General features: G+C 73.0%; 24 protein-coding genes. 15 read left to right on the top strand and 9 right to left on the bottom strand.

Annotated elements, in window-relative coordinates:
* Positions 1 to 15: 15 nt before the first annotated feature.
* Positions 16 to 2,193, bottom strand: a complete 2,178-nt coding sequence (gene ppk1, locus AB0K03_RS01590) for a polyphosphate kinase 1 (protein ID WP_364678895.1) — start codon at positions 2,191 to 2,193, stop codon at positions 16 to 18.
* A 204-nt stretch (positions 2,194 to 2,397) separates the two neighbouring features.
* On the opposite strand from ppk1, the gene AB0K03_RS01585 reads away from it, so the two are divergent.
* The 3 genes from AB0K03_RS01585 (at position 2,398) to AB0K03_RS01575 (ending at position 6,383) form a co-directional block, all read left to right on the top strand.
* Positions 2,398 to 4,905 carry an alpha-L-arabinofuranosidase C-terminal domain-containing protein gene (locus AB0K03_RS01585; RefSeq protein ID WP_364678892.1) on the top strand — a complete coding sequence of 836 codons (2,508 nt, stop codon included), beginning with the start codon at positions 2,398 to 2,400 and terminating at the stop codon, positions 4,903 to 4,905.
* A gap of 11 nt (positions 4,906 to 4,916) precedes the next feature.
* A complete protein-coding gene (locus AB0K03_RS01580; protein WP_364678889.1) occupies positions 4,917 to 5,951 on the top strand; it encodes a glycoside hydrolase family 43 protein in 1,035 nt (344 codons plus the stop codon).
* Between the two features lie 168 nt (positions 5,952 to 6,119).
* Positions 6,120 to 6,383, top strand: coding sequence for a VOC family protein (locus tag AB0K03_RS01575; RefSeq protein ID WP_364678887.1), 264 nt, complete (start codon positions 6,120 to 6,122; stop codon positions 6,381 to 6,383).
* On the opposite strand, the gene AB0K03_RS01570 is transcribed toward AB0K03_RS01575, so the two are convergent.
* Positions 6,343 to 7,077 carry a hypothetical protein gene (locus AB0K03_RS01570; protein ID WP_364678884.1) on the bottom strand — a complete coding sequence of 245 codons (735 nt, stop codon included), beginning with the start codon at positions 7,075 to 7,077 and terminating at the stop codon, positions 6,343 to 6,345. The two genes, AB0K03_RS01575 and AB0K03_RS01570, sit on opposite strands and share 41 nt — an antisense overlap.
* 109 nt (positions 7,078 to 7,186) lie before the next feature.
* Here AB0K03_RS01570 and AB0K03_RS01565 point away from each other — a divergent pair, with 109 nt between their 5' ends.
* A complete protein-coding gene (locus AB0K03_RS01565) occupies positions 7,187 to 8,704 on the top strand; it encodes an MDR family MFS transporter (RefSeq protein ID WP_364678882.1) in 1,518 nt (505 codons plus the stop codon).
* 10 nt (positions 8,705 to 8,714) lie between these two features.
* Positions 8,715 to 10,064, top strand: a complete 1,350-nt coding sequence (locus AB0K03_RS01560; RefSeq protein WP_364678879.1) for a protein kinase domain-containing protein — start codon at positions 8,715 to 8,717, stop codon at positions 10,062 to 10,064.
* 181 nt (positions 10,065 to 10,245) lie between these two features.
* On the opposite strand, the gene AB0K03_RS01555 is transcribed toward AB0K03_RS01560, so the two are convergent.
* Both AB0K03_RS01555 and AB0K03_RS01550 read right to left on the bottom strand, forming a co-directional pair.
* The gene (locus AB0K03_RS01555; protein WP_364678876.1) at positions 10,246 to 11,259 is read right to left on the bottom strand and encodes a LacI family DNA-binding transcriptional regulator; all 1,014 of its coding nucleotides are present in this window, start codon (positions 11,257 to 11,259) and stop codon (positions 10,246 to 10,248) included.
* Between the two features lie 97 nt (positions 11,260 to 11,356).
* On the bottom strand, positions 11,357 to 11,980 hold the full coding sequence (locus AB0K03_RS01550) for a response regulator transcription factor (protein WP_364679391.1): 624 nt from the start codon (positions 11,978 to 11,980) through the stop codon (positions 11,357 to 11,359).
* Between the two features lie 138 nt (positions 11,981 to 12,118).
* Here AB0K03_RS01550 and AB0K03_RS01545 point away from each other — a divergent pair, with 138 nt between their 5' ends.
* Together AB0K03_RS01545 and AB0K03_RS01540 are read left to right on the top strand one after the other, a co-directional pair.
* On the top strand, positions 12,119 to 13,222 hold the full coding sequence (locus AB0K03_RS01545) for a sensor histidine kinase (RefSeq protein ID WP_364678873.1): 1,104 nt from the start codon (positions 12,119 to 12,121) through the stop codon (positions 13,220 to 13,222).
* On the top strand, positions 13,219 to 13,893 hold the full coding sequence (locus tag AB0K03_RS01540) for a response regulator transcription factor (RefSeq protein ID WP_364678870.1): 675 nt from the start codon (positions 13,219 to 13,221) through the stop codon (positions 13,891 to 13,893). The genes AB0K03_RS01545 and AB0K03_RS01540 overlap by 4 nt, the downstream gene beginning before the upstream one ends.
* A 177-nt stretch (positions 13,894 to 14,070) precedes the next feature.
* On the opposite strand, the gene AB0K03_RS01535 is transcribed toward AB0K03_RS01540, so the two are convergent.
* Complete coding sequence (locus AB0K03_RS01535; protein ID WP_364678868.1) at positions 14,071 to 14,811, bottom strand: hypothetical protein; 741 nt, start codon at positions 14,809 to 14,811, stop codon at positions 14,071 to 14,073.
* 119 nt (positions 14,812 to 14,930) lie between these two features.
* Between AB0K03_RS01535 and AB0K03_RS01530 the strand changes: the two genes are divergently transcribed.
* Positions 14,931 to 16,166: a low temperature requirement protein A gene (locus AB0K03_RS01530; RefSeq protein WP_364678865.1), complete on the top strand. Its 1,236-nt coding sequence runs from the start codon at positions 14,931 to 14,933 to the stop codon at positions 16,164 to 16,166.
* A 5-nt stretch (positions 16,167 to 16,171) separates the two neighbouring features.
* On the opposite strand, the gene AB0K03_RS01525 is transcribed toward AB0K03_RS01530, so the two are convergent.
* Both AB0K03_RS01525 and AB0K03_RS01520 read right to left on the bottom strand, forming a co-directional pair.
* Complete coding sequence (locus tag AB0K03_RS01525; protein ID WP_364678863.1) at positions 16,172 to 16,762, bottom strand: FHA domain-containing protein; 591 nt, start codon at positions 16,760 to 16,762, stop codon at positions 16,172 to 16,174.
* Positions 16,759 to 18,498 carry a protein kinase domain-containing protein gene (locus tag AB0K03_RS01520; RefSeq protein WP_364678860.1) on the bottom strand — a complete coding sequence of 580 codons (1,740 nt, stop codon included), beginning with the start codon at positions 18,496 to 18,498 and terminating at the stop codon, positions 16,759 to 16,761. Before AB0K03_RS01520 ends, AB0K03_RS01525 begins: the two co-directional genes overlap by 4 nt.
* 172 nt (positions 18,499 to 18,670) lie before the next feature.
* On the opposite strand from AB0K03_RS01520, the gene AB0K03_RS01515 reads away from it, so the two are divergent.
* Both AB0K03_RS01515 and AB0K03_RS01510 read left to right on the top strand, forming a co-directional pair.
* Complete coding sequence (locus AB0K03_RS01515; protein ID WP_364678858.1) at positions 18,671 to 19,099, top strand: hypothetical protein; 429 nt, start codon at positions 18,671 to 18,673, stop codon at positions 19,097 to 19,099.
* Positions 19,100 to 19,122: 23 nt separating this feature from the next.
* Positions 19,123 to 19,542, top strand: a complete 420-nt coding sequence (locus AB0K03_RS01510) for a spore-associated protein A (protein WP_364678855.1) — start codon at positions 19,123 to 19,125, stop codon at positions 19,540 to 19,542.
* A 104-nt stretch (positions 19,543 to 19,646) separates the two neighbouring features.
* Here the strand turns inward: AB0K03_RS01510 and AB0K03_RS01505 are convergent, their stop codons facing one another.
* Positions 19,647 to 20,258, bottom strand: a complete 612-nt coding sequence (locus AB0K03_RS01505) for a hypothetical protein (protein ID WP_364678853.1) — start codon at positions 20,256 to 20,258, stop codon at positions 19,647 to 19,649.
* A gap of 38 nt (positions 20,259 to 20,296) precedes the next feature.
* Positions 20,297 to 22,015, bottom strand: coding sequence for a methyl-accepting chemotaxis protein (locus AB0K03_RS01500; RefSeq protein WP_364678850.1), 1,719 nt, complete (start codon positions 22,013 to 22,015; stop codon positions 20,297 to 20,299).
* A 263-nt stretch (positions 22,016 to 22,278) separates the two neighbouring features.
* Between AB0K03_RS01500 and AB0K03_RS01495 the strand changes: the two genes are divergently transcribed.
* From AB0K03_RS01495 to AB0K03_RS01475, 5 genes are read left to right on the top strand one after another with little or no spacing between them, the layout of a single operon-like run.
* Entirely contained in the window at positions 22,279 to 22,890 is a 612-nt protein-coding gene (locus AB0K03_RS01495; RefSeq protein ID WP_364678847.1) for a chemotaxis protein CheW, read from the top strand.
* Complete coding sequence (locus tag AB0K03_RS01490) at positions 22,890 to 23,741, top strand: CheR family methyltransferase (RefSeq protein ID WP_364679388.1); 852 nt, start codon at positions 22,890 to 22,892, stop codon at positions 23,739 to 23,741. The genes AB0K03_RS01495 and AB0K03_RS01490 overlap by 1 nt, the downstream gene beginning before the upstream one ends.
* Positions 23,734 to 24,228 carry a chemotaxis protein CheD gene (locus tag AB0K03_RS01485; protein ID WP_364678845.1) on the top strand — a complete coding sequence of 165 codons (495 nt, stop codon included), beginning with the start codon at positions 23,734 to 23,736 and terminating at the stop codon, positions 24,226 to 24,228. The genes AB0K03_RS01490 and AB0K03_RS01485 overlap by 8 nt, the downstream gene beginning before the upstream one ends.
* A complete protein-coding gene (cheB, locus tag AB0K03_RS01480) occupies positions 24,225 to 25,238 on the top strand; it encodes a chemotaxis-specific protein-glutamate methyltransferase CheB (RefSeq protein ID WP_364678844.1) in 1,014 nt (337 codons plus the stop codon). Before AB0K03_RS01485 ends, cheB begins: the two co-directional genes overlap by 4 nt.
* Complete coding sequence (locus AB0K03_RS01475) at positions 25,231 to 26,283, top strand: methyl-accepting chemotaxis protein (protein ID WP_364678841.1); 1,053 nt, start codon at positions 25,231 to 25,233, stop codon at positions 26,281 to 26,283. The genes cheB and AB0K03_RS01475 overlap by 8 nt, the downstream gene beginning before the upstream one ends.
* Positions 26,284 to 26,286: the final 3 nt, after the last annotated feature.

Raw genomic sequence — 26,286 nt, 5'->3', positions numbered from 1 at the left:
CGTGGCACGACGTCGCTAGACCGGCGAGCCGGCCGTAGCCGCGCAGCGCTCGATGAACACCTGCTGGGCACTGCGGCACGCCTCCGTACCGTCCGGGTGCCGGCGGACGTACTCGCCGTCGGGCCGCATGTCCCACGCCGAGCAGTTGTCCTGCTCGTACGTGCGCAGGACCTCCTCCAGCTCCGCCTTGACGACCGGATCGCCGACCGGGGCGACGACCTCCATCCGCCGGGAGAGGTTACGGGTCATCAGGTCCGCCGAGCCGATGTAGAACTCCGGCGTGCCACCGTTCTCGAAACGGTAGATGCGGCTGTGCTCGAGGAACCGGCCGACGACGCTGAAGACCCGGATGGTCGGTGACAGCCCCGGCACGCCGGCGCGCAGGCAGCACAAGCCGCGGACGTTGAGCACGATCGGGACGCCGGCCAGGCCCGCCCCGTAGAGCTCCCGGATCATCTGCGGGTCCTGGAGCTGATTCATCTTGGCCCGGATGCCGCTGGGCCGTCCCGCGCGGGCGTGCCGGGCCTCGCGCCGGATCAGCTCGGTGAATCGCTCCCGCAGGTCGTGCGGCGCCACCAGCAGCTTGCCCGGCGTGGGGGCGGGGATGCCCGCCGTCAGCTCGTTGAAGACCGCCGCAGCGTGGGCGGCCAGGTCCGGGTCGGCGGTGAGCAGCCCGAGATCCTCGTACAGCCGGGCCGTGCCCTCGTGGTAGTTGCCCGTGCCGACATGGACGTAGCGGCGGAGGCCGTCGGCTTCTTCGCGCACCACCAACGCCAGCTTGACGTGGGTCTTGACCCTCTCCACGCCGTACGCGACGTGCGCGCCCGCCTGTTCGAGCTCCCGGCCCCACCCGATGTTGGGCGCCTCGTCGAAACGGGCGGTGATCTCGACCAGGACCGCCACCTGCTTGCCGCTGCGGGCAGCCTCCTTGAGCACCTCGATGATCGGGGACCGGCGGCTCGTCCGGTAGATCGTGAGCTTGATCGCGAGAACCGACGGATCGGCGGCCGCACTGCGCAGGAACCGCAGGATCGACGTCTCGAAGCTGTGGTACGGCAGATGCACCAGCAGGTCCCCGCGCCGGATCTCGTCGAAGATCGCCGAGGGATCGTGGTGGTCCGGATGCCGCAGCCGCGGATGAGTCACCGGCTCGTGCGGCGGATCCCGCTGGTCGGCGTGCCCCGGCACCGGCAGCCTCATCAGGTCACCGAGCGCCAGCATGCCGGGAATCGCCAGGACGTCGGCCGGGTCGGTGTTCAGCTGGGCCGCGAGCCAGTCCCGCAGCTCGGCGGGCATGCCGGCGCTGACCTCGAGGCGCACCACGCCCGCGTACTTGCGCGCGGTCAGCTCGGCGGTGACCATGCCGATGATCGCACCGGGCGTGAGGTCGGCGTCCTCGTCGACGATCTGGTCCGTCCACGGGTCGTCCTTGGCGCCGCGGGTGATCCGGAAGAAATGGCACTCCAGCCTTGACGCGCGCGGGAAGAGCACGCCCAGGTTGTCCGCGATCACCTGTTCGATCGGCACCCAGCCCGCATCGTCGCGCAGCGGCACCCAGCGCGGGCGGTTGGCCGGCACCTTGATGCGCACGAAGCGGTGCTTCCGGCGGCCCGGCTCGGTGACCAGCACCCCGAGGTTCAGCCCGAGATTGCTGATGAACGGAAACGGGTGAGCGGCGTCGGCGGCGAGCGGGGTGAGGATCGGTTCGACGCAGTCCACGAAGTACCGGGCGAGGTCGTCGCGCTGTGCCGGTTCCAGGTCGCCGACATCCACGATGGGAGCGCCCAGGTCGCGCAGGGCCGGGCGCAGCTGCTTCTCCACGACGCCGGCCACCGTCTCCTGCTGGGCCCGCAGTTCGGCGCGGCAGGCGGCCAGCTCCTCGGCCGGGGTCAGGCCGTCGGGTCCGCGCCGGGGCGGGTCCCTGCGTACCCGCCGGAACAGGCCGCCGAGCCGCTTCATCGCGAACTCGTCGTAGATCATGCCCATGATCCCGGCGAACTTGACCCGTTCGAGAAGAGGCTGCGCGGGGTCTTCCGCCAGGGCCAGCACCCGGCGGGCGAAGCTGAGCCAGCTCACCTCCCGGTTGATGAAGGCCGCCGTCGAGTCGGGCGTGAGCGACGGAAGCGTCGGGTCGGACGAGCTCGGCACCACGGGTCCTCCGATCGCGATCACCGATCGGCTGGTCGCAGCCATCGGCGACGCTACGACGAGCCGGCCGGGACGCACAGGGCCTATCGGCCCAACCGTCCCTCACCGAAGAACGGCATCGCACGTAACGTCCCGTTCACCAGCGGAGGGTGATGTCGTGGCGTTTCACGGGTGTTGACGCATCGTTGCACGTCGATGATACTCGCCGTTGTTAACGGTCACATCAACTCCTGCCCACCAGGAGGACGCATGTCCCGCTCCCGTCTGCTCGCCACCGCCACGGCGGCCGCCCTGCTGCTCACCACGGCCGGCGTCCCCGCCCGGGCGGCCGCCCCCGACTACACGATCACGGTCGACCCGTACGCGGCCGGCCCGGCCATCCCCGGCTCCATGTACGGCGTCTTCTTCGAGGACATCAACTTCGCGGCGGACGGCGGCCTCTACGCCGAGCTGGTCCGCAACCGCTCCTTCGAATTCCTCCCCGCCGACAACCGCGCCTACACCGGCCTCACCGCGTGGACCCCTGCGGCGCAGGCCGGCGGCAGCGGCACCGCCACCACGGCCGACGACGACGCGCGCCTCAACGAGCGCAACCGCACGTACCTGAAGCTGGCCCTCACCAGCCCCGCCGGCGGCCGGTACGGCGTGACGAACTCCGGCTACAACACCGGCTTCGCGGTCAAGGCCGGCGCCGGCTACGACTTCTCCGTCTGGGCGCGCAGCGACAACCCGGCCGGCACCGTGCTGACCGTCGCGCTCACCGGCGCCCGCCCGCGCACGATCAGCGTCCGGGGTGACACCTGGCGCAAGTACGCCGTCCGGCTCACCGCCACCCGCACCCTCGACACCGGACGGTTGTCGGTGCTCGCCGGCGGCACCGGCACCCTGCGCCTCGACATGGTGTCGCTGTTCCCGCGGGACACGTACAAGGGCCGGCCCAACGGCCTGCGCCGGGACCTGGCGGAGAAGATCGCCGCGCTGCACCCGGGCTTCCTGCGCTTCCCGGGCGGCTGCCTGGTCAACACCGGCAGCATGTACGGGTACGACGCTGCGAACGGCTACCCGCGGGCGCGCGCGTACCAGTGGAAGGACACCGTCGGACCGGTCGAGACACGCGCGACCAACGCGAACTTCTGGGGCTACAACCAGTCCTACGGGCTCGGCTACTTCGAGTACCTGCAGTTCGCCGAGGACATCGGGGCCATGCCGCTGCCCGTGGTGCCGGCCCTCGTCACCGGCTGCGGCCAGAACCGCGCCACCGACGACCCCGCCCTGCTGCAGCGGCACATCCAGGACACCCTCGACCTCATCGAGTTCGCCAACGGCCCGGTCACCTCGCACTGGGGCGGGCTACGCGCGCGGATGGGTCACCCGCGGCCGTTCGGGCTGACCCACATCGCGGTCGGCAACGAGGAGAACCTTCCCGACCAGTACTTCGCGAACTTCGAGAAGTTCCGCGCCGCGATCGAGGCCGCCCATCCGGGCTTCACGGTGATCAGCAACTCCGGCCCGGACGACCAGGGCGCCACCTTCGACCGGCTGTGGGCCCAGAACCGCGCGGCGGGCGTCGACATGGTCGACGAGCACTACTACAACACCCCGTCGTGGTTCCTGCAGAACAACAAACGCTATGACGCGTACGACCGCAGCGGGCCGAAGGTGTTCCTCGGCGAGTACGCGTCGCTGGACGCCAAACTGTCCAATTCCCTGGCGGAGGCGGCGTACATGACCGGCCTGGAACGCAACGCCGACGTGGTGCGGATGGCCTCGTACGCGCCGCTGCTCGCCAACATCGACAACGTGCAGTGGCGCCCGGACCTCATCTGGTTCGACAACGACGAGTCCTGGGGCTCCACCAGCTACCAGATGCAGAAGCTGTTCATGACCAACGTCGGCGACCGCGTGCTGCCCAGCCGTGCCACCGGCCGCGTCGTGCAGCCGAAACCCATCACCGGCGCGATCGGCCTGTCCACCTGGGCCACCGCCGCCACGTACGACGACGTGAAGGTGACCGCCCCCGACGGCACGCCGTTGTTCGCCGACGACTTCGACGACGGCGACGCCGACGGCTGGACGGTGGTCGAGCCGCGCGGCTCCTGGTCGGTCACGAACGGCGCCTACACGCAGTCGGACACCGCCGCGCAGGACACGCTGGTCAAGGCCGGGAACATCACGGCCACCGACTACGACCTGACGCTCAAGGCCACCAAGAACGCCGGCGCGGAGGGCTTCCTCGTCGCCTTCGGCGTCCAGGAGAGCGGCGAGCTGTACTGGTGGAACATCGGCGGCTGGAACAACACCCAGGGCGCGGTCCAGAAGGGCGCCGGGAACAGCAAGGAGATCGTGATCGCCAAGCCGAACTCGGTGGTCACCGGCAAGACGTACGACGTGCGCATCGAGGTCCGCGGCACGCACGTCCGGCTGCTGCTCGACGGGCAGGAGTGGGGCAGCTTCACCGACGACAAGGTGAGCGAGCCGTTCGCCCAGGTCGTCACGCGCGACGACCGCACCGGCGAGCTGATCGTCAAGGTGGTCAACGCGCAGCACACCCCGGCCGTCACGACGGTCGACCTCGGCGGCCTGCGGGTCGCCCCCACGGCCCGGATGACCGTGATCACCGGCGATCCCGGCGAGCAGAACACCCGCAGCGCCGAGCCCGTCCAGCCGGTCACCACGACCGTGGGCGGGATCGGCGCCACGTTCACCCGGACGTTCCCCGCCGACTCCGCGACCTTCCTGCGCATCCGTACCCGCTGAGAGGACCCGTCATGACGTACGGCATCGACCGGCGCACCCTGCTCCTCGGCAGCCTGGGCGCCCTCGCCGGCAGTGAGCGCCCGGCCGCCGCAGCCGCGGTCGCGGCTACTCCGCCGCTGATCGCCCAGCGGGCGGACCCGTTCATCACCCGCCCCGTCGCCGGCACGTACTACTTCACCGGCTCGGTCCCCGAGTACGACCGCGTCATCGTCCGCGGCGCCCCGACCATCGCCGGACTGTCCACCGCGACCGAGTCCGTCGTCTGGCGCCGCCCCGCGTCGGGCCGCATGGGCGGGCACATCTGGGCCCCCGAACTCCACCGCATCGACGGCCGCTGGTACATCTACTTCGCCGCGGGCGACGCCGACGACGTCTTCCGCATCCGCATGTACGTCCTGGAGTCGGCGCTCGCCGACCCCCGGGACCCGGCCGGGTGGAAGCTGCGCGGCCAGATCGCCACCGAGTGGGACAGCTTCTCGCTGGACGCCACCACCTTCGCGCACCGCGGCCGCCGCTACCTGATCTGGGCGCAGAGCGAACCGGAGATCGCGGTCAACTCCAGCCTCTACATCGCCGAGCTGAGCAACCCGTGGACGCTGCGGACCAAGCCGACCCGCATCGCGACGCCCACCCGCAGCTGGGAGATCCAGGGCTACCGGGTCAACGAGGGCCCGGCGGCGCTGGTCCGCAACGGCCGGGTCTTCGTGACGTTCTCGGCCAGCGCCACGGACGCCCGCTACTGCATCGGCCTGCTCACCGCGGACGCGAACGCGGACCTGCTGCGCAACGGCTCGTGGGTCAAGACCCCGCAGCCGGTGTTCACGACCAACGAGCAGACGAGCCAGTACGGCCCCGGCCACAACTCCTTCACGGTGGGCGCGGACGGCGTGACGGACGTCCTCGTCTACCACGCCCGCGACTACCGCGACATCACCGGCGACCCCCTCTACGACCCCAACCGGCACACCCGGGTGCAGAAGCTGACCTGGAACCCGGACGGAACGCCGTCGTTCGGTGTGCCATCCGGCGGCGCCGGCCCGCTCTGAGCTCAGGGGCCCGTAACGGCAGGCCCGTGGCGCAGACTGGCACCATGACGGAGACGCCGGTCGGCAGGCTGCACCACCTGATCGTCGACTGCCCGGACCCGATGGCCGAGGCGACCTTCTCCGAGCGCGGTCCTCGGCGACCCCGTCACGTATGCCGACGACGACTTCGTGGTGGTGGCGGCGAGCACGACCACGTCCGGGCTGGCGTTCCAGCGCGCCCCCGGGCTGACGGCGCCGACCTGGCCCGACCCGGCCGTGCCGCAGCAGCTGCACCTCGACGTGATGGTCGACGACCAGGAGGCGGCGGGCCGCGCCGTGCTCGCCCTGGGCGCCCGGCGACTGCCCGGCGACCACGTGTACGCCGACCCGGCCGGCCACCCGTTCTGCCTGATCAGGCGTCCGGGCTGGGCCCCGCCGGTCCACCCGGGGTGACGCCGGGCTGGCGGGCCCAGCCGCAGTCCGGGCACAGGTCGAACGCCGTGTACCGGCGCACCCGCGGCCGGCCGCACCCCGGGCACCGGGCCGGCCGCTCCCCCGCCGGCCGGGTCCCGTACAGCCGCAGCACCGTGACGTCCATCGCCGGCCGCAGGAGGCCGTCGCCCGGATCGACCGACAGCCGGCCGGTGCGTTCCCGGACGTCCGTCCGCAGCACCACCCACGGACGGGCGTGCGGCGCCGGGGGTTCGCTCAGCAGCGGGGCCACCACGCCGGGCGCGACCTGTTCGATGCCGGACACGACCGCCGCGCCGGCGTGCAGGCCCTCCCGGCCCAGATCATCGCGCCAGGAGCGGGCCGCGGACGCCGGTCCGCGCGGCGGGTGCGTCCGCAGGATCAGGCACACGCCGCCGTTCTCGGTGGCCAGCATGGACACCTTCACGCCGGTGCCGCGGCTGTCGTTGAGTGCGGACAGCCCCGCCGCCTCGTCCGGGGTGCGTACGCCGGCATGCAGCAGGTGCGCGACGCCGCGTACGTAGCGCCAGATCACGTCCCGCAACGCCGGCACGACGACGTCCGCGCAGGTCAGCTCCGCCCACGGGACCGGCTCGGCGACGGGGCCGGGCTCGGCCGCACGGCGCCGGGGCGGCACGAAGATCGCGGAGTCTGGCTGGGGCGAGCCGGGACGCATGCGGGCATGGTGCCACCATCGCGGCCGTCGATCGGCGGCGGCCCACCACCCTGCGACGACTCCATGCCCACAGTGGACCGGAGCGTACTCACAGGTGATCATCCCCACCATGCCGGTGGTCACACCGGGCCCGCAGCGCGGGCGGGCGGGCCGCGCGCGTGGTTACGTGGCAGCCGTGGCGGATGACAAGGTGGGGCTGCGGTCCGAGCGGGGGCCGGTGCTGGCGGCGGTGATGCTGGCGACCGCGCTGGTCGCGATCGATTCGACGATCATCGCCACCGCGGTGCCCTCGATCGTCGCGGACATCGGCGGGTTCGCCGAGTTCCCGTGGCTGTTCTCGATCTACCTGCTGGCGCAGGCGGTGTCCGTACCCGTCTACGGCAAGCTGTCCGACCTGTACGGCCGCAAGCCGGTCGCGCTGTTCGGCATCGCGCTGTTCCTGGTGGCGTCGATCTTCTGCGGCGCGGCGTGGAACGTGTGGGTGCTCATCGCGTTCCGGATGGTGCAGGGGCTCGGGGCCGGCGCGATCATGCCGACCACCATCACGATCGTCGGCGACCTGTACTCGGTGCAGGAGCGGGCCAAGGTGCAGGGTTACATCGCCAGCGTGTGGGGCGTCTCCTCGGTGATCGGGCCGACCCTCGGCGGGGTGTTCAGCGAGTGGGCGTCGTGGCGCTGGATCTTCTTCATCAACATCCCGATCTGCCTGGCCGCCGCGGCCACCATCGGGCGCCGCTTCGACGAGCGGGTCGAGCGCAGCCGGCCGGTCATCGACTACCGGGGCGCGGCGCTGCTGACGTCCGGGCTGACGTTGCTCATCCTCGGCGTGCTCGAGGGCGGCCAGGCCTGGGCCTGGGACTCCCCCGCGAGCCTCGCCGTGCTCGGCGCCGGGGCGATCCTGCTGCTCGCCTTCGGCTTCGCCGAGCGGCGGGCCGTCGAGCCGGTGCTGCCGCTGTGGGTGTTCCGGCGGCGGCTGCTGCTGACCAGCGGCCTGACGTCGGCCGGGGTGGGCGCGATCCTGCTGGGGCTCAGCTCGTACGTCCCGACGTACGTGCAGGTGGTGCTCGGCAGCGGGCCGCTCGTCGCCGGGTTCGCGCTGGCCACGCTGCTGCTGGGGTGGCCGATAGCCGCGAGCCAGTCGGGGAGGGTGTACCTGCGGCTGGGGTTCCGCGGGTGCGCGCTGATCGGCTCCGGGATCGTGCTGGCCGGATCGGCTCTGCTGCTCCTGCTCGGGCGCGACTCGAACGTGTTCCAGGTGGGGGCGTACTGCCTGGTCATCGGGGTGGGAATGGGACTGACGGCGCCGCCGACGCTGGTGGCCGCGCAGTCCAGCGTGGGCTGGGCGGACCGCGGGGTGGTGACCGGCAGCAACATCTTCCTGCGGTCGCTGGGCAGCTCGCTGGGCGTCGCGGTGTTCGGCGCGATCGCGAACGCACAGCTCGGGTCGCGCGGCGCGGACCCCGTACGGCTGAGCACCGCGGTGCATCACATCTTCATCGGCCTGGTGGTCGTCGCCGCGGTCATGGTGGTGACCGTGGCGCTGATGCCGCGCGGCGACCGGCCGGGACCGGAACCGGAAATTTCCGGATCGGACGCTGCGGTTGACACCCCCGCGGGGCGTGGGTGAGTGTTCCGGGGTGACGCATGAGTGGCCGGCCGCGGGGGATCTGCTCGCCCGGCGTTACCGACTGGTCGCCCTCCTCGAGTCCGGTGGCATGGCGGACATCTGGCGGGCCGAGGACGAGCTGCTCGAGCGTCCGGTCGCGTTGAAGCTGCCCACCGGGACCAGCGCCACCAGCGCCGAGGCGCTGCACCTGGCCTGGAAGGAGGCCCGGATGGCGGCCCGGCCGGCGCACCCCGGCATCGCGGTCGTGCACGACTACAACGGCGCGGTGCGCCCCGACCGCTCGGTGGCGCCGTTCGTGGTCATGGAGCTGCTCACCGGCGAGACCCTCGCGGCCCGCGTCGAACGGGTTCCGCTGGGATGGCGTGAGGCCGCCCGCATCGGCACCGCCGTCGCGGAGGCGCTGGCCGCGGCACACGCGAGCGGCGTGGTGCACCGCGACATCAAGCCGGGCAACGTGATGCTCACCCCCACCGGCGTCAAGATCCTCGACTTCGGGATCAGCGCGATCACCGGTGAGCCCGACGACGACGAGACCGGGGCGACGTTCGGCACGCCCGCGTACGTGGCCCCGGAACGCCTCGACGGCAAGCCCGCGGAGCCCGCCACCGACGTGTACGGCCTCGGCGTGCTGCTGTTCGAGATGGTCGCCGGGCAGCCGCCGTACCCGGTGGACACGTGGGAGGAGCTGGAGGAGGCGCGGCGTACCCGCAAACCGCAGCTGCCGCCCGACCTGCCGGCCGGTTTCCGCAAGGTGGTCACCGACTGCCTCGGCGACGAGCCGGGCCTGCGCCCCACCGCCGAGGAGGCCGCCGACCGGCTCTCGCTGCTGGGCGCGGATCCCCCGCCACCGCGGCACCCGGCCCGCCGGCGCATCGCCGTCCCGATCGGCATCGCCACCGCCGTGGCGGCGCTCGCGGGCGCGATCGCGCTCATCGCCCGGCCGGAGGACGGCCCCGGGCCCGACCGGGCCGCTCCCCTTGTCCCGGCGCCGGTCACGTCGTCGGCGCGGCCGTCGCCCGCTCCCTCCGTCCTCGCGGCCGACCCGCCGGCGTCGCCCACGGCCCGGCGCACCACCGCGCCCGCGCCACGGGCCCCGCTGGACTTCGACGACGCCGTGGCCCGGGTGCGCTCGGCCGTCGAGACCGGCCGCGAGCAGCGCGAGATCCGGGCGGACGTCGCCGTGGACCTGCTCAACCTGCTGGACAACCTGGACAGCGCCGACACCGCCGCCGTCGACGCCCGCCTGACGGACCTGCGCCGCAAAGTGCGCTCCCGCGCCCAGGAGGGCAGCGTCGCGCCGGGCCGGGCGGACGTCCTGCAGGCTCGGCTGACCGACGTCGACCGGGCCGCGGGCAGCTGACGCGGCAGGCGGTCGCGACCTTCGGCCCTACGGATCGCGGCGGCGGCGAGCGATTCCGGCCGCAGGACGCCGGCCCGGAGGTGGTGGCCATGACCGCGCCCGGAACGCCTCAGCCGCCCGTCACGGGCACCGCGATCGCGACGTGGGCCGCCGTGGCCGCCGTACCGGCCGGCGACGGTTCCTAGGCCGAGCCGCGCACCACGAGGCTCGTGGGCAGCACGACCTCCGTGTCGCCCGGGTCGTCCGTACCGTCGATCTTGGCCAGCAGGAGCCGGACCATCTCCTGGCCCATCTGCTCGATCGGCTGGTGCACCGTGGTCAACGGCGGGTCGGTGTGGCGGGCGATCACCGAGTCGTCGAAGCCGATGACCGCGACGTCCTGCGGCACGCGCCGGCCGTGCTCGCGCAGCACCCGCATCGCTCCCGCGGCCATCATGTCGGAGGCGGCGAAGACGGCGTCGATGTCCGGGTGCCGGTCGAGGAGCCACGCCATGGCCGCGGCGCCGCTCTCCTCGCTGAAGTCGCCGTGCGCGACCGGGCCGTCGCCGACGACGTCGCGGAAGCCGTCGAGGCGGGCGATGCCCGCCGCCATGTCGAGCGGGCCGGTGATGGTGGCGATGCGGCGGCGGCCCCGATCGCGCAGGTACGCGACCGCGTCACGCGCCCCGCCCCGGTTGTCCGCATCGACGTAGCAGCCCGGCTCCCTGCGCGTCGGACGGCCCGCTCGCACGGTGGCGACCCCGCGCTCCTCCAGCGTGGCCGGCAGCGTGTCGGAGCCGTGCAGCGACAGCAGCAGGACGCCGTCGACGTGCTGGCGGGTCAGGTAGCCCTCCAGACGCTGCCGCTCGTGCGGGGCCTGCGCGATCATCAGCACCATCTGCAGCCCGCGGTCGACGAGCCCGCCGGAGATCGCCTGCACGATGCGGCCGAAGAACGGCTCGGTGAAGAACCGCTGCCCCGACTCGAAGATCACCAGCGCGACCGAGTCGGTGCGCTGCGTGACCAGCGTGCGGGCGGCCCGGTTGGGCACGTAGCCCAGCTCGGCGATCGCGTTCTCGACGGCGGCCTTGGCCTGCGGGCTGACCTGGGCCGAGCCGTTCACGACCCGCGACACCGTCCCGCGGCCCACGCCCGCCAGGGAGGCGACCTGATCCAGCGTCGGCCGTCCGCTGGACCGGCTGCGTTCCGTCGTCATTCGGCACCTTCCCCTTCACGCCGAACACAACCTACAACCGGCGCGCCCGTGCCCGGCCGCGCTCCCGCAAGAAGCCGCGCTGCTCACACGGAGACGCTCAGATCAGGCCGGCGCGGACCGCGTACGCGACCGCATGCGGACGGTTGCGCAGGTTCAGCCGGTGCGTGATGCCGTACATGATGTTCTTGACCGTGCGCGTGGAGTAGGACAGCTCCTGCGCGATCTCGCTGGTGTCCAGCCCCTCGGCCATCAGCCGCAGGATCTCTATCTCCCGCTCGGTGAGGCCGCCGGCCGCCGCGGGCGCCGACTCGCGCAGGTCGCGCTGCAGGCGTTCGACGTGCTGCAGGAGGCCGCCGACCAGGTCGGGCGGCATGATGCCGCCTCCGCCGGCCACCGCGGTGACGCAGCGCACGAGCACGTCGGCGGTGACGAGCCGCCGCGGCACCACCGCCATGACCCGGTAGCGCACCACGGTCAGCAGGTCGTCGGCGGACAGGTCGTCGGCGATCAGCACCACCGGCGCGCCGAACTCGCGCGCCGCCCGGCTCAGCGTCCCGGCGAGCTCGGCGTTGAGCGCGGCGGCGGCCACGACGAGCACGTCCGGGCGCGCCTGCCGCTCGTCCGCGAGCACGCCGATGTGCGCCGCGCCGCGCAGCAGCGCGGCCAGCCCGGCCCGGCTCAGCGGGTCGTGGGCCCGTACGGCGACGTGGAGGCGTCCCACGGTCATGGCGATGACGCTAGCGACCCCGTGCACGTCCGTCGTCCTCCCAGGAAGGGCATTGATCTACCCCGCTGGGGGTACGGCGGATACCACCGCGGAGAGACGAGACGCGGCCCCGGCGTGGCTAGGGTGGGTACCGTGCGGGTCCCCCTCAAGCCGCTGTACATGGACGTGCTGCTCGCGGTCGTCCTGACCGGCCTCACCGTGGCCACCCTCGTCGGCCAGGCGACGGCCGGAGTGTCATGGCCCGCCGTCGGGCTCGCCGTGCTCAGCGCCGCGCCGATCGCCCTGCGCCAGCGGCTGCCGCTGGTGGTCGCCGCGGTGGTGCTGGCCGCGCTGGCGGCGTACAGCATCCGCTACGGCGAGCTGCCGAACAACGCGGTGGGCATGGTCGTCGTCATGTTCACGGCGGCGACGCTGCGCCCGCGCCGTGAGACGGCGCTGGTGTTCGCCGGGGCGGTGGCGGTCACGGTGATCGCCTTCGTGAACAGCGACGAGCCCTGGCTGGTGTCGCAGATCGGCCAGACGGTGCTGATCCTCATCGGCGCGTGGGTGCTCGGCGAGGGCACCCTGCGCTGGGCCCGGCGCGCCGAACGGCTCGCCGCGCAGGCCGCCCAGGCGGTCAGCGACGAACGGGTCCGCATCGCCCGCGAGCTGCACGACATCGTCACCCACCACATGTCGGTGATCTCGCTGCAGGCGGGGCTCGCCGAGTACGTGCTCGACGCCGACCCACCCACCGCGAAGGCCGCGATCGCCACCGTCGGCACCGCCAGCCGCGAGGCGCTGCTCGACATGCGCCGGCTGCTGGACGTGCTGCACGTCGACCACGAGTCGGACTACGCCCCGCAGCCCGGGCTGGCCCAGCTCGACGAGCTCGTGAACCGCACCCGCAACGCGGGGCTGGACGTGACGGTGACGGTGTCCGGCCCGGTCCGGGAGCTGGCGCCCGGCGCCGAGCTGTGCGCGTACCGGATGATCCAGGAGTCCCTGACGAACGTGCTCAAGCACGCCGGGCCGGCGGCGGCCCGGGTGGAGATCGACTACGGGGAGCGCACGCTGACGGTCAAGGTGAGCGACGACGGGACCAAGATCCACGGGTACGGCGAGCCGGCGGCGTCGCACGGCATCCGCGGCATGCGCGAGCGGGCCGAGCTGTTCGGCGGCGTGCTCACCGCCGGCCCCCGCGCGGAGGGCGGCTTCACCGTGCTGCTGCGCCTGCCCATGGACGAGCTGCGATGACCGTACGGGTCCTGATCGCCGACGACCAGGCGCTGATCCGGGCGGGGCTGGCGGCGCTGTTCCGCGCGGCGCCCGGGCTGGAGGTGGCCGGCGAGGCCTGCGACGGCGCCGAGGCCGTGACGCTGGCCGCGCACACCCGCCCCGACGTGGTGCTGATGGACATCCGCATGCCCGTGCTGGACGGCATCGGCGCGACCCGCCGCATCCTGGCCACGCCGGAGGAGCAGCGGCCGCACGTCGTCGTGCTGACCACCTTCGACCTCGACGAGTACGTGTACACCGCGCTCGGCGAGGGAGCCTCCGGCTTCCTGCTCAAGGACACCCCGCCGGAGCGCATCATCTCGGCGATCCACGCCGTCGCCGCCGGCGACATCCTCATCGCGCCACGCATCACCCACCGGCTGGTCGAGACGTACGCCCGGCAGCACCGCGCCAAGGAGTTCGCCGTGCCGGAGCTGGCGGAGCTGACCGCGCGGGAGAAGGAGGTGCTGCGGCTGGTCGGCAACGGCCTGAGCAACGGGCAGATAGCCGAACGGCTGGTGCTCAGCGAGGCGACCGTGAAGACGCACGTCAAGCGCATCATGACCAAGCTGCGGCTGAGCAGCCGGGCGCAGGCGGTGGTGGTCGCGTACGAGAGCGGCCTGGTGGTGCCCGGCCCGCGCGGTCAGTAGCCTGCCGGTCGGCCCGGGGCCGGGGAACATCTGCGAGTGGCTCGACGCCACGGCCCTGGACGGGTTCCCGACGATGGTCGGCCTGTTCGCCGGGCCGTGGCTGGACGAGCTGTGGGACGGCCCGGACGCCGAGGTGGCGCGCCGGGCGGCGGCGCTGCTGAGACCGCGCTGATCCCGTTACTTCTTCAGGACGCTTCCCAGGTCGACGACCCGGTCCGGCGCCGGCGCCTCGACGCCGGTCACCGGCTTGCCGAAGTCGCTGAAGACGAGCTCGGACCCGCCCTTTCCGCTGAGCTGCAACGGGTACGGCTCCCCCGCCGTCGCCACGTACAGCGCCGAGTCCGGGTCAGCGGAGTCCTTGAGCGCGATCGCCGCGACGCCGCCGATCTCCTTCTGCTCGCCCTTGCTCAGCGTGCCGGTCGGCTTGAGGAACTGGTCGGCGGACCCGACGGCGAACAGCTCGGCGAACGACGGGTCCCGGTCGGCCCCGGTGACCCACCGGTCACGGAAGCCCCGGGCCAGGACGCGGCCCTGCTTGGCGTCGGTCGACATGATCCAGAACTGCTCGTTGGGCCGCAGGTACTTCTTGCCGCCGACGGCGAGCAGCTCGACCCGGGCCGCGCCGAGGGACAGCGAGCCGGCGAAGTCCGTACCCCGGACCTTCAGGTCGATGTCGATCGCCTGGCCGTCCTGGTCGACCGTGCCCCGCGCCCGGTACGACTTCGCCCCGGCCAGCGCGGCCTGGGCCCGCCGGAGGATCTCGTCGGCACTCGAGGCGGCGATGCCGGCGCCGGCGGCGGCCGAGGACGCGGTGGGACCGGCCGCCGCCGGCGTCTTCTCGTCGCTCTGGCATCCGGTGAGCGTCGTGGCCGCGAGCGCGAGAGCGGTCAGGGCGATCTTGGTGGACGTGCTGCGCAAAGGATTTCCCCGTTTCCCCGTGATGGTCGAGCCGGGACTGTACCGTGGCCCGCCCGCGGGTGTGGTCCCGCGCTGCCGGGGCAGTGCTCAGCGCCACAGCGTGCCGGTGGGAGGCCCAGATGACCGAGGCGGAGAACCGGCTCGACGACGACGAGCGGCGCCGGCTCGACGAGCAGGAGGCCGAGCAGGTCGAGGCCGTCCGCCCGCCCGACGTCAACCGGGCCGCGAACCGCTCCGCCACGCGCCTGGAGCTCTTTTTCGACCTCGCCTTCGTGCTGTTCGTCGCCCGGTGCGCCGACGTGCTGGCCGACGACGAGACCTGGCACGGCGCCGGGGTCTTCGCCGCCGTGCTGGCCGTCGGATGGTGGGCGTGGGCCACCACCACCCTGTACGCCAACCGGTTCGACACCGACGACTCGCTGTTCCGCCTGCTCACGATGACCGCCATGGCCGGCGTCGTGACGATGGCCGCCGCGGTGGACGAGGTCACCGGCTCGGCCGCGCCCTGGTTCGCCCTGGGGTACGTGCTGATCAGGCTGGCCCTGGTGGCGGGCTACCTGCGGGCCTGGCGGCACGTCCCGGACGCGCGGCCCACCGCCCGGCTCTACCTCATCGGGCACTCCGCCGGCGCGGCGATCTGGCTGGTGTCGCTGGCCGTGCCGGCCCCGTGGCGGTACGGGCTGTGGACCGCCGGCGTGCTGGTCGACCTCATCGGGCCGACCGGGGCCGCGCGGCTGCGCGAGGCCGTGCCGCTGCACATCGAGCACCTGCCCGAGCGCTTCGGCCTCTTCGTCATCCTCGTGCTCGGCGAGTCGGTGGCGGCGACCGTGACCGGGTTGCACGACGGTGGCTGGAAGCCGCAGGTGGCCGTCGCCGCGGGCTTCGCGTTCGTGATCGCCGCCGCGCTGTGGTGGGTCCACTTCGATCTGTCCGGCGGCGCGGCGAAACGGCGGCTGGTCGAGGAAGGTGGCGACGACACCCGGCAGGGGGTGCACGACTTCTACGTGTACGAGCACCTGCCACTGGCCGTGTCGCTGGCGGCGGTCGCGGTGGGCCTGGAGCACGCGGTGCTGCACGGCGCCGACGGCCACCTCGCCACCGGCACCCGCTGGGTTCTGGGCATCGGCGCGGCGGGGTATCTGCTCAGCGTCGCGCTGCTGCAGGCCGGGATGAGCCGCCAGGTCCGCGGCGCGCTGGTGTGGCCGGGCGCCGGGGTGCCGCTGGCGCTGCTCATCGTGGCGCTGGACCTGTCGCCCGTGCCGACCCTGGGGCTCCTGGCGGCGCTGACGATCGCCGGCGTGGTGGCCGGCTTCCTGCTGCACCGCGCGGGCGAGGTGCGTACCGCGAAGGTGTGAACGAATCAGCCGCCGGGCGGGGCGCAGACGCCGCGCCGGACCGCCTCGGCGGCGAGCCGGGCCCGGCGGCGGTCGTCGTTGGTGTGCAGGCCGAACTTGTCGTACAGGTTCGTGAGGTGCTTCTTCACCGCGCTGCCGGACAGGCCGAGGGACGACGCGAGCTCCCGGACCGACGGCGGCTCGGGGAAGACGCACCCACCCCGGGCGTACGGGGCGCACAGCTCCCTCAGCACGTCGCGTTCCCGGCGGGTCAGCGGCGGCGGGGGCGCCGGCGGGTCCGTGCTGACCGTCGCCGTGTCCGCGTGCTCGGCGGGCGCCCGGAACAGCAGCCGGGCCGGCCCGATCTCGATGCGGTCGCCGTCGCGCAGGAGGCGGCCCTGCCGCAGCCGGGCGCCGTTGACCGTGGTGCCGTTGGTGCTGCCCAGGTCGCGGATGGACCAGCCCGACGGGAAACACTCGACGACCGCGTGCAGCCGGGACACCTGCTTGTCGCCGATGGTGACGTCGTTGGCGGGCGCGCGGCCGATCGCGGCCGTCGCGGCGGTCAGCGGGACGAGGCGTACCGCGCCGGCGTGATGGACCTCCAGATACGTCATGGGCAGTGCGCGTCGGTGGTCACGACCAGCGGCGCCGTGAGCCCGGTCCCGGTCATCGTGGCGCCGGCCCGGGTGCAGCCGGTCGCCGCGGGCAGCGGGACGGTCCACAGCTCCAGCGGCTGGCCGCCCGCGCGGGCCGGACGGTCGTGCCCGGCGGTGAGCGCGAGGGACCAGGCGCCGTCCGGCCCGGCGTTGTCGCGGTACTGCTTCCAGACCCACGCGTACGCCATCACCGCCCGGCAGCCCGGCGACCAGTACTGCTTGACCGAGATCGCCTTCTGGCCGCCGACGTAGCCGTACGCCGAGTGGCCGACCTGGTAGGCATCGGCGTAGCAGCGCCCGGGCGGCGGGTCGTCCTCCGTCGCGTACGGCAGCAGACCCGTTCCCGACAGCACGACGGTACGCCCGGGCAGTCGCAGGATCCCGCGCCGCGGTCCCGGGGCCGTCGGCGAGAACGCGACGCGCACCTCGCAGCCGGCGTCGGGCACCAGGGCGTGCCCGGCGCAGCCGTCGGCCACGACCCGGAAGTCGGGCCCCTCGGCGTGCACGGGCGGGAGCAGCGCCGGGCGGCTGCCCCGGTTGCGGACGGCGACCGCGCGTTCCTGGGCTTCCACGGCGGTCTCCTGTGTGCCGAAGTCGAGGCCGGCCGGGGCGGCGAGCGCCGGATGCCCTGCGGTCTCGGACCCCGCGGTCACGGCCAGGACGGCCGCGACTGCGAGCGCCGCGCCGGCGGCCCGGCCGATCCGCCGCCGCGGTGGTGGGTCGCTCGCCACGGTCGCCGACAGCTCACCGCCGGGCGGGGACACCGCCTCGGGTACGGGGCTCGGCACGCCGCCGTCCGGGTCGTCGGCATCGGGCCCGGGGTCACCGGCGAGCAGCGGCGTGACGGCGTGCCCGGCCGCCCGCTGCGCCTCCTGCAGCTCCTCCGCGAACGCCGCGACCGACCCGTGCCGCGCCGCCGGGTCCTTGGCCATGGCCCGTTCCAGCGCCCGGCACACGGCCTCGGGGACGCCGCGCGGGCGCAGGTCCGGCACGGGACTCGCGGCGATCCGGGCGAGGAGCGCGCCGGCCGGCTCCCGCGGGCCGGGTGGGAACGCCGGCTCACCGGCCAGCCACCAGAAGACGGTGGAGGCCAGGGCGTACACGTCGGCGCGCACCGTGGCGGGCGACCCGCGCAGCACTTCCGGCGCGGCGTGCAGCAGGCTGGCGGTCACGGTGCCGGGCCGGGGCGCGTCGCGGCGTACGGGCCGGGCCAGGCCGAAGTCGGCGAGCTTCGGACCACCGTACCGGGAGATCAGGATGTTGCCGGGCTTGACGTCGCGGTGCAGGATGCCGGCGCGGTGGGCGCTCTCCAGTGCCCCGGCGACCGCGATGCCACCGGCCACTGCGTCCTGCCAGGAGCTCGCCGGGCCCCGGCCGGCCAGCGATCCACCCTCCTCGTACGCCATGAGGATGTACGGGTTGCCCGCCGTGGTGAAGCCCGCCTCGTGCACGGTGACGATGTGCGGGTGCCCGGAGAGCCGTCCCATGGCCCGGATCTCCCGCTCGAACCGCCCGCGAGCGGCCTCGTCGAGCCGGTCGGCGGCGAGGATCTTGACGGCGACCGTGCGGGAGAAGGCCGGCTGGCGGGCCCGGTAGACGACGCCGAAGCCGCCGCGGCCGATCTCCACCGCGTCGCGGCACCCGGGCACGCCGATGTCCGGCCCCGTGACGGTTGCGGAATCCCGGCCTGGCACAGTCGCTCCCCCGAACGCGGTCCGGCCTCTGCGGACCGTGACGGCGCTCGATGATACCGAGGGCCGCCACAGCACCGCGGGGAGGGAACGGTGGCCGTTCCGACACCTGTCGGCGGCGGCTGCCCGGCTGGTTTCCTGTCCGCGGCCCACCGGACTCGTGGAAGGACATCCCATGTCGACATTGCGCCGTGCACTCGCCGGCACCGCCGCGCTCGCAGCCGCCGGCGTCGCCGCCCTCGTCAACCCGTCACCCGCGCTGGCCAGCACGCCGGCGAGCTGCTCGAGCGTGCGCCAGATCGGGTCGACGCGGGTGCTGACGGTCGGCGGGATGCAGGCGGCCTCGGTCAAGCAGTACTACGGCTGCGGCTACAACTACGCCTACATCTACGTCTGGGAGCAGTACCGCAACACCCACTCCAACTGGGATCTCTACGTGCACGTGATCGACCACAGCGACAGCGGCTCCGACTACGGCGTCGGTGAGCTGAACAACACCACCCGTGCGGAGCTGTGGGGCGCCCCGGCGAACACGGCGGCGCACTGCACGCACGTCACCGGCTACCTGAACTCGACCGGCGGATCGACCAGCAAGGTCTGCTGAGCCACCACCACCAGGGGGACAGGATGAAGATCACCCGCAAGCTGGCCGGGGCGGGCGCCGCGGTCGCGCTGACCGCCGCGACGCTCGGTGTCACCGCGGGCCCGGCGCAGGCTGCCGCCTACAACGGCGCCTGCGGCAGCGGCTACCGAGTCATCGACAAGCTCAAGGTCGGCGGCACCGTGGAGGGCACGGGGACGGCATACCTGACGTACAACAACGGATGGAACTGCGTCGTCACCGTGACGAACACCCCGGGTACGCGCGACTGGATGACGGCGAGCATCAAGCTGTCGTCCAGCAGCCAGTGGAACGACGACGAGGGCTACTACACCCAGTACGCCGGGCCCCGGTACGTGTACGCGCCGGATCAGTGCATCGACTGGGGTGGCTCGGTCGACTACAAGGGGCTGGTCTGGCTCGAGTGGAACGACCACTGCGGCTGACCGGCCGCCGGGAGCACGCGAAGGGCGCACCGCCACGTCCGGCGGTGCGCCCTTTCCGCTGCGCGGGTGACGGCGGAGCCGGTCAGGCGGCGTTGAGCCGGCGGCTAATCGCGGGCGGCCGCCGGAGTGCTGTGCCGGCGCGCCTCGGTGACGTCGGCCATGAGCCGGTCCCACGCCGGGTCCGGGCGGAACGCCGCGAGCGGCAGGCCGCGGCCGACCCGGGCCCAGGTGTACTCCCACCACGCGGCGACCCGGACCGGCCAGAGCCCGACCCGGACCGCGCCGGCCAGGAAGCAGCGGTGCACGAGCAGCGTGGCGGCGAGGATGTCCTCGTCGAGCTCGATGCCCTCCTCGTCGACGACCCGGCCCAGCGCCCGCACGTCGCGGTGCATCTCGGAGTACGCGACCAGCTCCGGCATCGCCGGGACGCGCACGTCGGCCCCGGGCACCAGCATGTCGGCGGCGTACGCGGGCATGAACGCCATGTCGTTCACGGTGACGATCAGCGGCAGCTCCTCGTGACCGCGCCGCACGCCCAGCTCCACGCCGGGGTCGCCGGTCGGGACGATGATCTGCTGGACGCCGACGATGTCGCGCACGGCGAGGCGGGCCGAGTCGCCGATCGCCGGCACGTGCACGGTGACGATGCCGGCGTCGGCCGACACCTCCGTGCCGGGGATCTCGCCGAGCAGGCCCATGAGCGCTTCACTGTGCATGCGCCCGGTTATACCCGACGGCGGCGAGACCCTCGCGGTCAGAAGCGTTCGAACTTCGCCTCGAGGTCCGGGACCGCCATCTCGCCGCGGTGGCCGGTGGCGGGCAGCCTGTTCTCGTTGTAGACCCCGCCGTCGCGGCCGGAGCGCTGGTAGCTGTCGTTGGCCCAGGCCGTACGGGCCGGGGGCTCGACCACGCCGGTCATGACGGGCCGGGCGCCGTGGCCCGTGACGAAGAAGTCCATCAGCTGCTTGAGCTGGGCGGTCTGCGCGGACATCTGCTCGGCCGTGGCGGCGAGCTCCTCGCTCGACGAGGCGGTCTGCTCGGTGACCTTGCCGATCTGGGTCATCGCGACGTTGATCTGCCGTACGCCGGTGGACTGCTCGCCGCTGGCGGCGGCGATCTCCTGCACCAGGTCGGAGGTGCGGATGATGCTCGGGATGATCTCGCCGAGCAGGTCGCCGGCGCGCTCGGCGGTCTGCACGCTGCCCGCGGCGAGCTCGCTGATCTCCTGGGCGGCGATCTGGCTGCGCTCGGCGAGCTTGCCGACCTCGGTGGCCACCACGGCGAAGCCCTTGCCGTGCTCGCCGGCCCGGGCCGCCTCGATGGTGGCGTTGAGCGCCAGCATGTTCGTCTGGAACGCGATGTCGTCGATGATGCCGATCTTGCTGGTGATCTCCTTCATCGCGGCGACGGTGCGCTGGACGGCGTCGCCACCCTCCTGGGCCTCCGCGGCGGCCTTGGCGGCGATGCCCTCGGTGGCGGCCGCGTTCTCGCTGTTCTGCGCGATGCCGGCGGTCATCTCCTGGATGCTCGTGGTGGTCTCCTCGACGCTCGCGGCCTGTTCGGTGGCCGCCTGCGAGAGGCTCTGCGAGGCCCCGCTGATCTGGTTGGAGGCCATGTTGAGCTGGGCGGCGGAGTCGACGACCGTGCCGACGGTCTCGCTGAGCCGCGCCAGCGCGCTGTTGAGGGCGGCACCCATGGCGCCGACCTCGTCGCGGCCGCGCACGGTGAGTCGCTGGTCGAGGCGGCCCTCCGCCAGCCCGGTCAGCACGGTCACCGTCTCCCGCAGCGGGCGCGAGACCGCCGCGGAGATCATCTGAACGACGATGAGGGTCACCACGAGCGCGATGAGGATGAGGACGATCATCAGCGTGCGCGACGTGTCATACGCCGTCGTGGACGCGTCGACGGACTCCTTGGCGGCGGCGTCCTCCGCCTCGACGAGGTTGGTGAGCGCGACGTCGATGGCGTCGGCGATCGGGTCGACCTGGGTGTCGCTGACCCGGTTGAACTCGTCGATCTTGTTGTTCGCCGCGAGCGGCTTGAGCGTGTCCGTCACGAGCTTCCGGTACGAGTCCCAGGACGCCTGGAACGACTTCTGGTCGGCGTTGTCGAGGCTCTGCGGTCCGCCGGTGTATCCGTTCCATGACTGGTCCAGGCGGGCGATGGAGGCGTCCAGCGTCGTGGCGGCCTGCTCGGACTCGGCGCCGACCTTGGCCATCGCCATCTTGCGCAGGTCGAGGCGGACCTGTTTGTAGTTGGTGGCCACGTCGCCGAGCACCCGGACGTCGTGCAGGTTGCTGCCGTAGAGCTGCTGGAGCCGTTGCTGGGAGTTGCCGAGCTGCACGATCCCCAGCACGCCGACGGCCAGCAGCAGCACCCCGGACAACGCCGCCAGCACCCGGAGCTTCCAGGCGATCGGCAGATCCCGGAAGGAGAATCCGCTGCGATGACGGCGCGCGCCGGTATCGGCCATGTCCAGACTCCCTTTGTCCCCCGCGTCGGCCACCGCGCGCCCTCCGGCCGCCGGGGCCCCGACGGCCCCAGCTTATCGGCGCTCGAGCGGCGTGAACGGCGAATCGGAAGCCATCTCGCAATGCCGTCGCGGATATGCGCACGGGGTCCGGAAAAGGACGCCGGGAACAGACGGGTGCAACTGGCTGAGGTCCTGCGGAAAGCGTGAGAGGTCTGCTCGAATGAAAGCGCAGAAGTGGTCGGGCGGGCGTGGAGGAACCGACGGTGACGAACAATTCTCAGACGTCGGGCGCGGGCGCGCGTACCGCCACGGCGGTCACCGAGCCGGCCCGTTATCTGACGTTCACGCTCAACGGTGAGTCGTACGCGCTGGACATCTTCCACGTCAAGGAGATCCTCGAGTACCGCAGCCTCACCGTGGTGCCGATGATGCCCGACTTCATCCGGGGCGTGATCAATCTGCGCGGCCGGGCCGTACCCGTCATCGACCTGGCGATCCGTTTCGGCCGCGGCACCACGACGGTGCGCCGCCGCACGACGATCATCATCGTGCACATCCGGGAGACGGCGATCGCCGGCGAGGAGGCCGATCCCGGCGCGGCCGCCACGGAGCAGGACGGCCAGGACATCGGCGTGCTCGTCGACGCCGTCAACAAGGTCGTGACGCTCGACGACGGCGACATGGAGCCGGCGCCGGCGTTCGGCGCCGGCATCCGCGCCGACTACATCAGCGGCATGGCCAAGCGCGCCGACGACTTCCTGATCGTGCTGGACGTCAGCCGGGTGCTGTCGATCAGCGACATGGTCAGCCTGGGCGACCTCGCCCGGCAGCAGCCGCCCGCCGACGAGGGCAGCGGCGCACCGGAGCCGCGGTGATGCTGCCGTTCGCGGCGACCCGGCAGATGACCGCCGACGAGTACGCCTTCCTCACCGGGCTGCTGCGCGAGCACACCGGCATCAAGCTCGGGCCGGGCAAGGAGGCGCTGGTCGCGGGCCGGCTGGACAAGCGCATCCGCCAGCTCGGGCTCGACGGGTACGCGGAGTACGTCGCGCTGCTGCGCCACCGCGACGAGACCGAGCTGCATCAGATGATCAACCTGCTGACCACCAACGAGACGTTCTTCTTCCGCGAGCCCCGGCACTTCGACTTCCTGCAGCGCTCGATCCTGCCCGCGCGGCAGCCCGGGCGCGTGTTCCGGTTGTGGAGCGCCGCCAGCTCGACCGGCGAGGAGGCGTACACGACGGCGATGGTGCTGGCCGAGTCGCTGCGGCCGGGGCAGTGGGAGATCGTCGGCAGCGACATCTCGACCCGGGTCGTGGAGGTGGCCCGCCGGGCGCTCTACCCCCTGGAGGCGGCCGGCCGGATCCCTCCGGCCCTGCTGCGCCGGTACTGCCTGCGCGGCCGCGAGGAGTTCGAGGGCATGCTGACGATCTGCCGCCCGTTGCGCGAGCGGGTGCAGTTCCACTGCCTCAACCTGATGGAGGATTTCCGCCGGCTCGGCCGCTTCGACGTGATCTTCCTGCGCAACGTCATGATCTACTTCGACCTGCCGACGAAGCGCGACCTGGTGAACCGCATGCAGGACCTGCTCCTGCCGGGCGGCCACCTGATCATCGGCAGCTCCGAGTCGCTCAACGCGATCCCCTGCGACCTGACGATGGTGGAGCCGTCGATCTACCGGCTGCCCGCCGCACGCGGCGCCGGCCCGGGAGCCGCGCGTGACTGAGCCGGCCGACCTGCACCTCAACCCCGGCGACTTCCGCTTCGCCGGCGGTGACGTACGCCTGCACACGCTGCTGGGCTCCTGCGTGGCGATCACCCTCTGGCATCCCGGCCGGCGTATCGGCGGCATGTGCCACTACCTGCTGCCGGGCCGCCATCCCGCGGCCACGGCGCCGCGCCTCGACGGCCGCTACGCCGTCGACGCGGTCGCGATGTTCCGCCAGGAGGTCGACCGGCACGGGACGGCGCCGTGGGAGTACGTCGTCAAGGTCTTCGGCGGCGCCGACCAGTTCCCCGGCATCGGGGGGCCGCTGGCCGGGGTGGCCGGGGACAACGCACGGGCCGGCCTGGACCTGCTGGCCCGGTACGGCTTCACGGTGTCGAGGTGCGAGCTGGGCGGGCGGGGATCCCGGCGGCTCATCTTCGAGCTCGCCACCGGCGACGTCTGGCTGCGTGCGCTCGAGCCGTTCGGCGATCGGGCGGCCTCATGACGCGGGTGCTGATCGTCGACGAGTCCGCCGTGGTGCGGCAGGTGCTGGCCACCCGGCTGCGGTCCTCCCCCGGCCTGGAGGTGCTGGCCGCGGTGCCGGGCCCGGACTTCGCCGCCGAGCACCTGCGGCGGGCCTGGCCGGACGTCATCGTGCTGGGCCTGGCGGCGGACGGGCTCGGTTTCCTGCGCCGGATCATGACCGAACACCCCACGCCGGTGGTGGTCTGCGCGGCGCCCGAGACCGCCGCGGAGGCCCTCGCGGCGGGCGCCGCCGCGGTCATCGCCAAGCCGGCGACCGGCCTGAAGCGGTTCCTGGAGGAGGACGGCGACGGCATCGTCGCCACGATCCGCGCGGCTGCCGGCGTACGGGACCGGGCGCCCGTCCGCGAGCCGGCCCTCACGTACGCGGCCGGCGGCGGCCCGGCGGCGGCCACCGTCCCGACCGTGACGGACCGGGTCGTGGCGGTGGGCACCTCGACCGGCGGTACGCAGGCCCTCGAGGTGCTGCTACCCGCGCTGCCGCCGGCCTGCCCCGGCGTCGTGCTCGTGCAGCACATGCCGGCCAAATTCACCTCCGCGTTCGCCGAGCGCCTGGACGCGCTGTGCCGCGTACGCGTGAAGGAGGCGGCCGACGGCGACCCGGTGCTGCCCGGCCAGGTGCTGGTGGCGCCGGGCGGCCGGCACATGGAGCTGCGCCACGCCGACTCGCGCTACGCCGTACGCGTCTTCGACGGCCCGCCGGTCAACCGGCACTGCCCCTCGGTGGACGTGCTGTTCCGCTCCGTCGCACGGGTCGCCGGCCCGCACGCGATCGGGGTGATCATGACCGGGATGGGCGACGACGGCGCCCGCGGTCTGCTGGAGATGCGCCGGGCCGGCGCCTACACCGTGGCCCAGGACGAGGCGACCTGCGTGGTGCACGGGATGCCGAGGGAGGCCGTGCTGCTCGGCGCGGTCGACCGGGAGAGCCCGCTGGGCTCGATAGCGGAGGTGATCTACCACCATGGCTGAAGCGCTCGGGATCGTCGTCGCGCTGCTGGCCGGCGCGGCGGGCGGCTACGGATTCGCGTGGTGGCGCGCGAGAGGCGCGGCGCCGGGCAGCGGCGGGGAACCGGCGGCCGCAGTGGCGGCGACCGCCGACGTGGCGGGGTTCGCCGGCGCCGTGGCGCCCGTCTGGTCCGCCCAGATCGAGTCCTCTCGCGGGCAGATGGAGACCGCGGTCGGGCAGCTGACGGAGAAGTTCGCGGGCATCGTCGACAACCTCGACGCCGTGCTCGCGTCGTCCTCCGGCACGCTGCACGACGGCCACGCCGGCGCGTTCGACCGCAGCCGGCAGCGCCTCGGCGAGGTGGTCGGCACCCTCAACAGCACGCTGACCGCGCGCCGGGAGTCCCTGGCCGAGCTGCGCACGCTGCTCGACCTCAACGAGGAGCTGCGGCAGATGACCGGCGAGGTCACCCGGATCGCCGCGCAGACGAACCTGCTGGCGCTCAACGCCGCCATCGAGGCGGCCCGGGTGGGCGCGGCGGGCGCGGCGTTCGGCGTCGTGGCCCTGGAGGTACGCGACCTGGCCGAGCGCTCGCACAGCACGAGCGAGCGCATCTCGGCCAAGGTGGCCGGCGTGGCCTCGGCGATCGAGTCGGTGCTGACCTCCGCCCAGGAGAGCGCCGGACGCGAGGACCAGGCGGTCGCCCAGGCCAACACCGAGGTGCAGGCGGTGCTGGACGACCTGCTGACCGTGCTGGCCGGCCTGCAGAACTCCTCGGCCGAGCTGGAACAGGCGGCCGTGGGGATCCGCTCCGACATCGGCGAGTCGCTGGTCAACCTGCAGTTCCAGGATCGGGTCGGGCAGATCCTCGAGCACCTGCGCGACAGCATCGACCATTTCCCCGTGGTCGTCGCCGAGGCCGGCGAGCGGGCCGCCGAGGGCCGGCCGCTGGACCCGCGCGCGGTGCTCGACGAGCTCTCGGCGAAATACACCATGGCCGAGGAGCGCGAGGCCCACACGTCAGGCACGGGCACGGCGGTGTCCGATTCCGAGATCACGTTCTTCTAGGGG

It is taken from the genome of Actinoplanes sp. NPDC049316 (assembly GCF_040677315.1).
Classification (GTDB): Bacteria; Actinomycetota; Actinomycetes; order Mycobacteriales; family Micromonosporaceae; genus Actinoplanes.
This window is presented reverse-complemented; position numbering and strand designations above follow the sequence as displayed.

What these genes read in the sequence shown, in the direction of transcription:
- ppk1 (WP_364678895.1), bottom strand. Translation starts at nt 2,193, where the DNA reads ATGGCTGCGACCAGCCGATCGGTGATCGCGATCGGAGGACCCGTGGTG.
- AB0K03_RS01585 (WP_364678892.1), top strand. Translation starts at nt 2,398, where the DNA reads ATGTCCCGCTCCCGTCTGCTCGCCACCGCCACGGCGGCCGCCCTGCTG.
- AB0K03_RS01580 (WP_364678889.1), top strand. Translation starts at nt 4,917, where the DNA reads ATGACGTACGGCATCGACCGGCGCACCCTGCTCCTCGGCAGCCTGGGC.
- AB0K03_RS01570 (WP_364678884.1), bottom strand. Translation starts at nt 7,077, where the DNA reads ATGCGTCCCGGCTCGCCCCAGCCAGACTCCGCGATCTTCGTGCCGCCC.
- AB0K03_RS01565 (WP_364678882.1), top strand. Translation starts at nt 7,187, where the DNA reads ATGCCGGTGGTCACACCGGGCCCGCAGCGCGGGCGGGCGGGCCGCGCG.
- AB0K03_RS01555 (WP_364678876.1), bottom strand. Translation starts at nt 11,259, where the DNA reads ATGACGACGGAACGCAGCCGGTCCAGCGGACGGCCGACGCTGGATCAG.
- AB0K03_RS01540 (WP_364678870.1), top strand. Translation starts at nt 13,219, where the DNA reads ATGACCGTACGGGTCCTGATCGCCGACGACCAGGCGCTGATCCGGGCG.
- AB0K03_RS01530 (WP_364678865.1), top strand. Translation starts at nt 14,931, where the DNA reads ATGACCGAGGCGGAGAACCGGCTCGACGACGACGAGCGGCGCCGGCTC.
- AB0K03_RS01525 (WP_364678863.1), bottom strand. Translation starts at nt 16,762, where the DNA reads ATGACGTATCTGGAGGTCCATCACGCCGGCGCGGTACGCCTCGTCCCG.
- AB0K03_RS01515 (WP_364678858.1), top strand. Translation starts at nt 18,671, where the DNA reads ATGTCGACATTGCGCCGTGCACTCGCCGGCACCGCCGCGCTCGCAGCC.
- AB0K03_RS01510 (WP_364678855.1), top strand. Translation starts at nt 19,123, where the DNA reads ATGAAGATCACCCGCAAGCTGGCCGGGGCGGGCGCCGCGGTCGCGCTG.
- AB0K03_RS01505 (WP_364678853.1), bottom strand. Translation starts at nt 20,258, where the DNA reads ATGCACAGTGAAGCGCTCATGGGCCTGCTCGGCGAGATCCCCGGCACG.
- AB0K03_RS01500 (WP_364678850.1), bottom strand. Translation starts at nt 22,015, where the DNA reads ATGGCCGATACCGGCGCGCGCCGTCATCGCAGCGGATTCTCCTTCCGG.
- AB0K03_RS01490 (WP_364679388.1), top strand. Translation starts at nt 22,890, where the DNA reads ATGCTGCCGTTCGCGGCGACCCGGCAGATGACCGCCGACGAGTACGCC.
- cheB (WP_364678844.1), top strand. Translation starts at nt 24,225, where the DNA reads ATGACGCGGGTGCTGATCGTCGACGAGTCCGCCGTGGTGCGGCAGGTG.
- AB0K03_RS01475 (WP_364678841.1), top strand. Translation starts at nt 25,231, where the DNA reads ATGGCTGAAGCGCTCGGGATCGTCGTCGCGCTGCTGGCCGGCGCGGCG.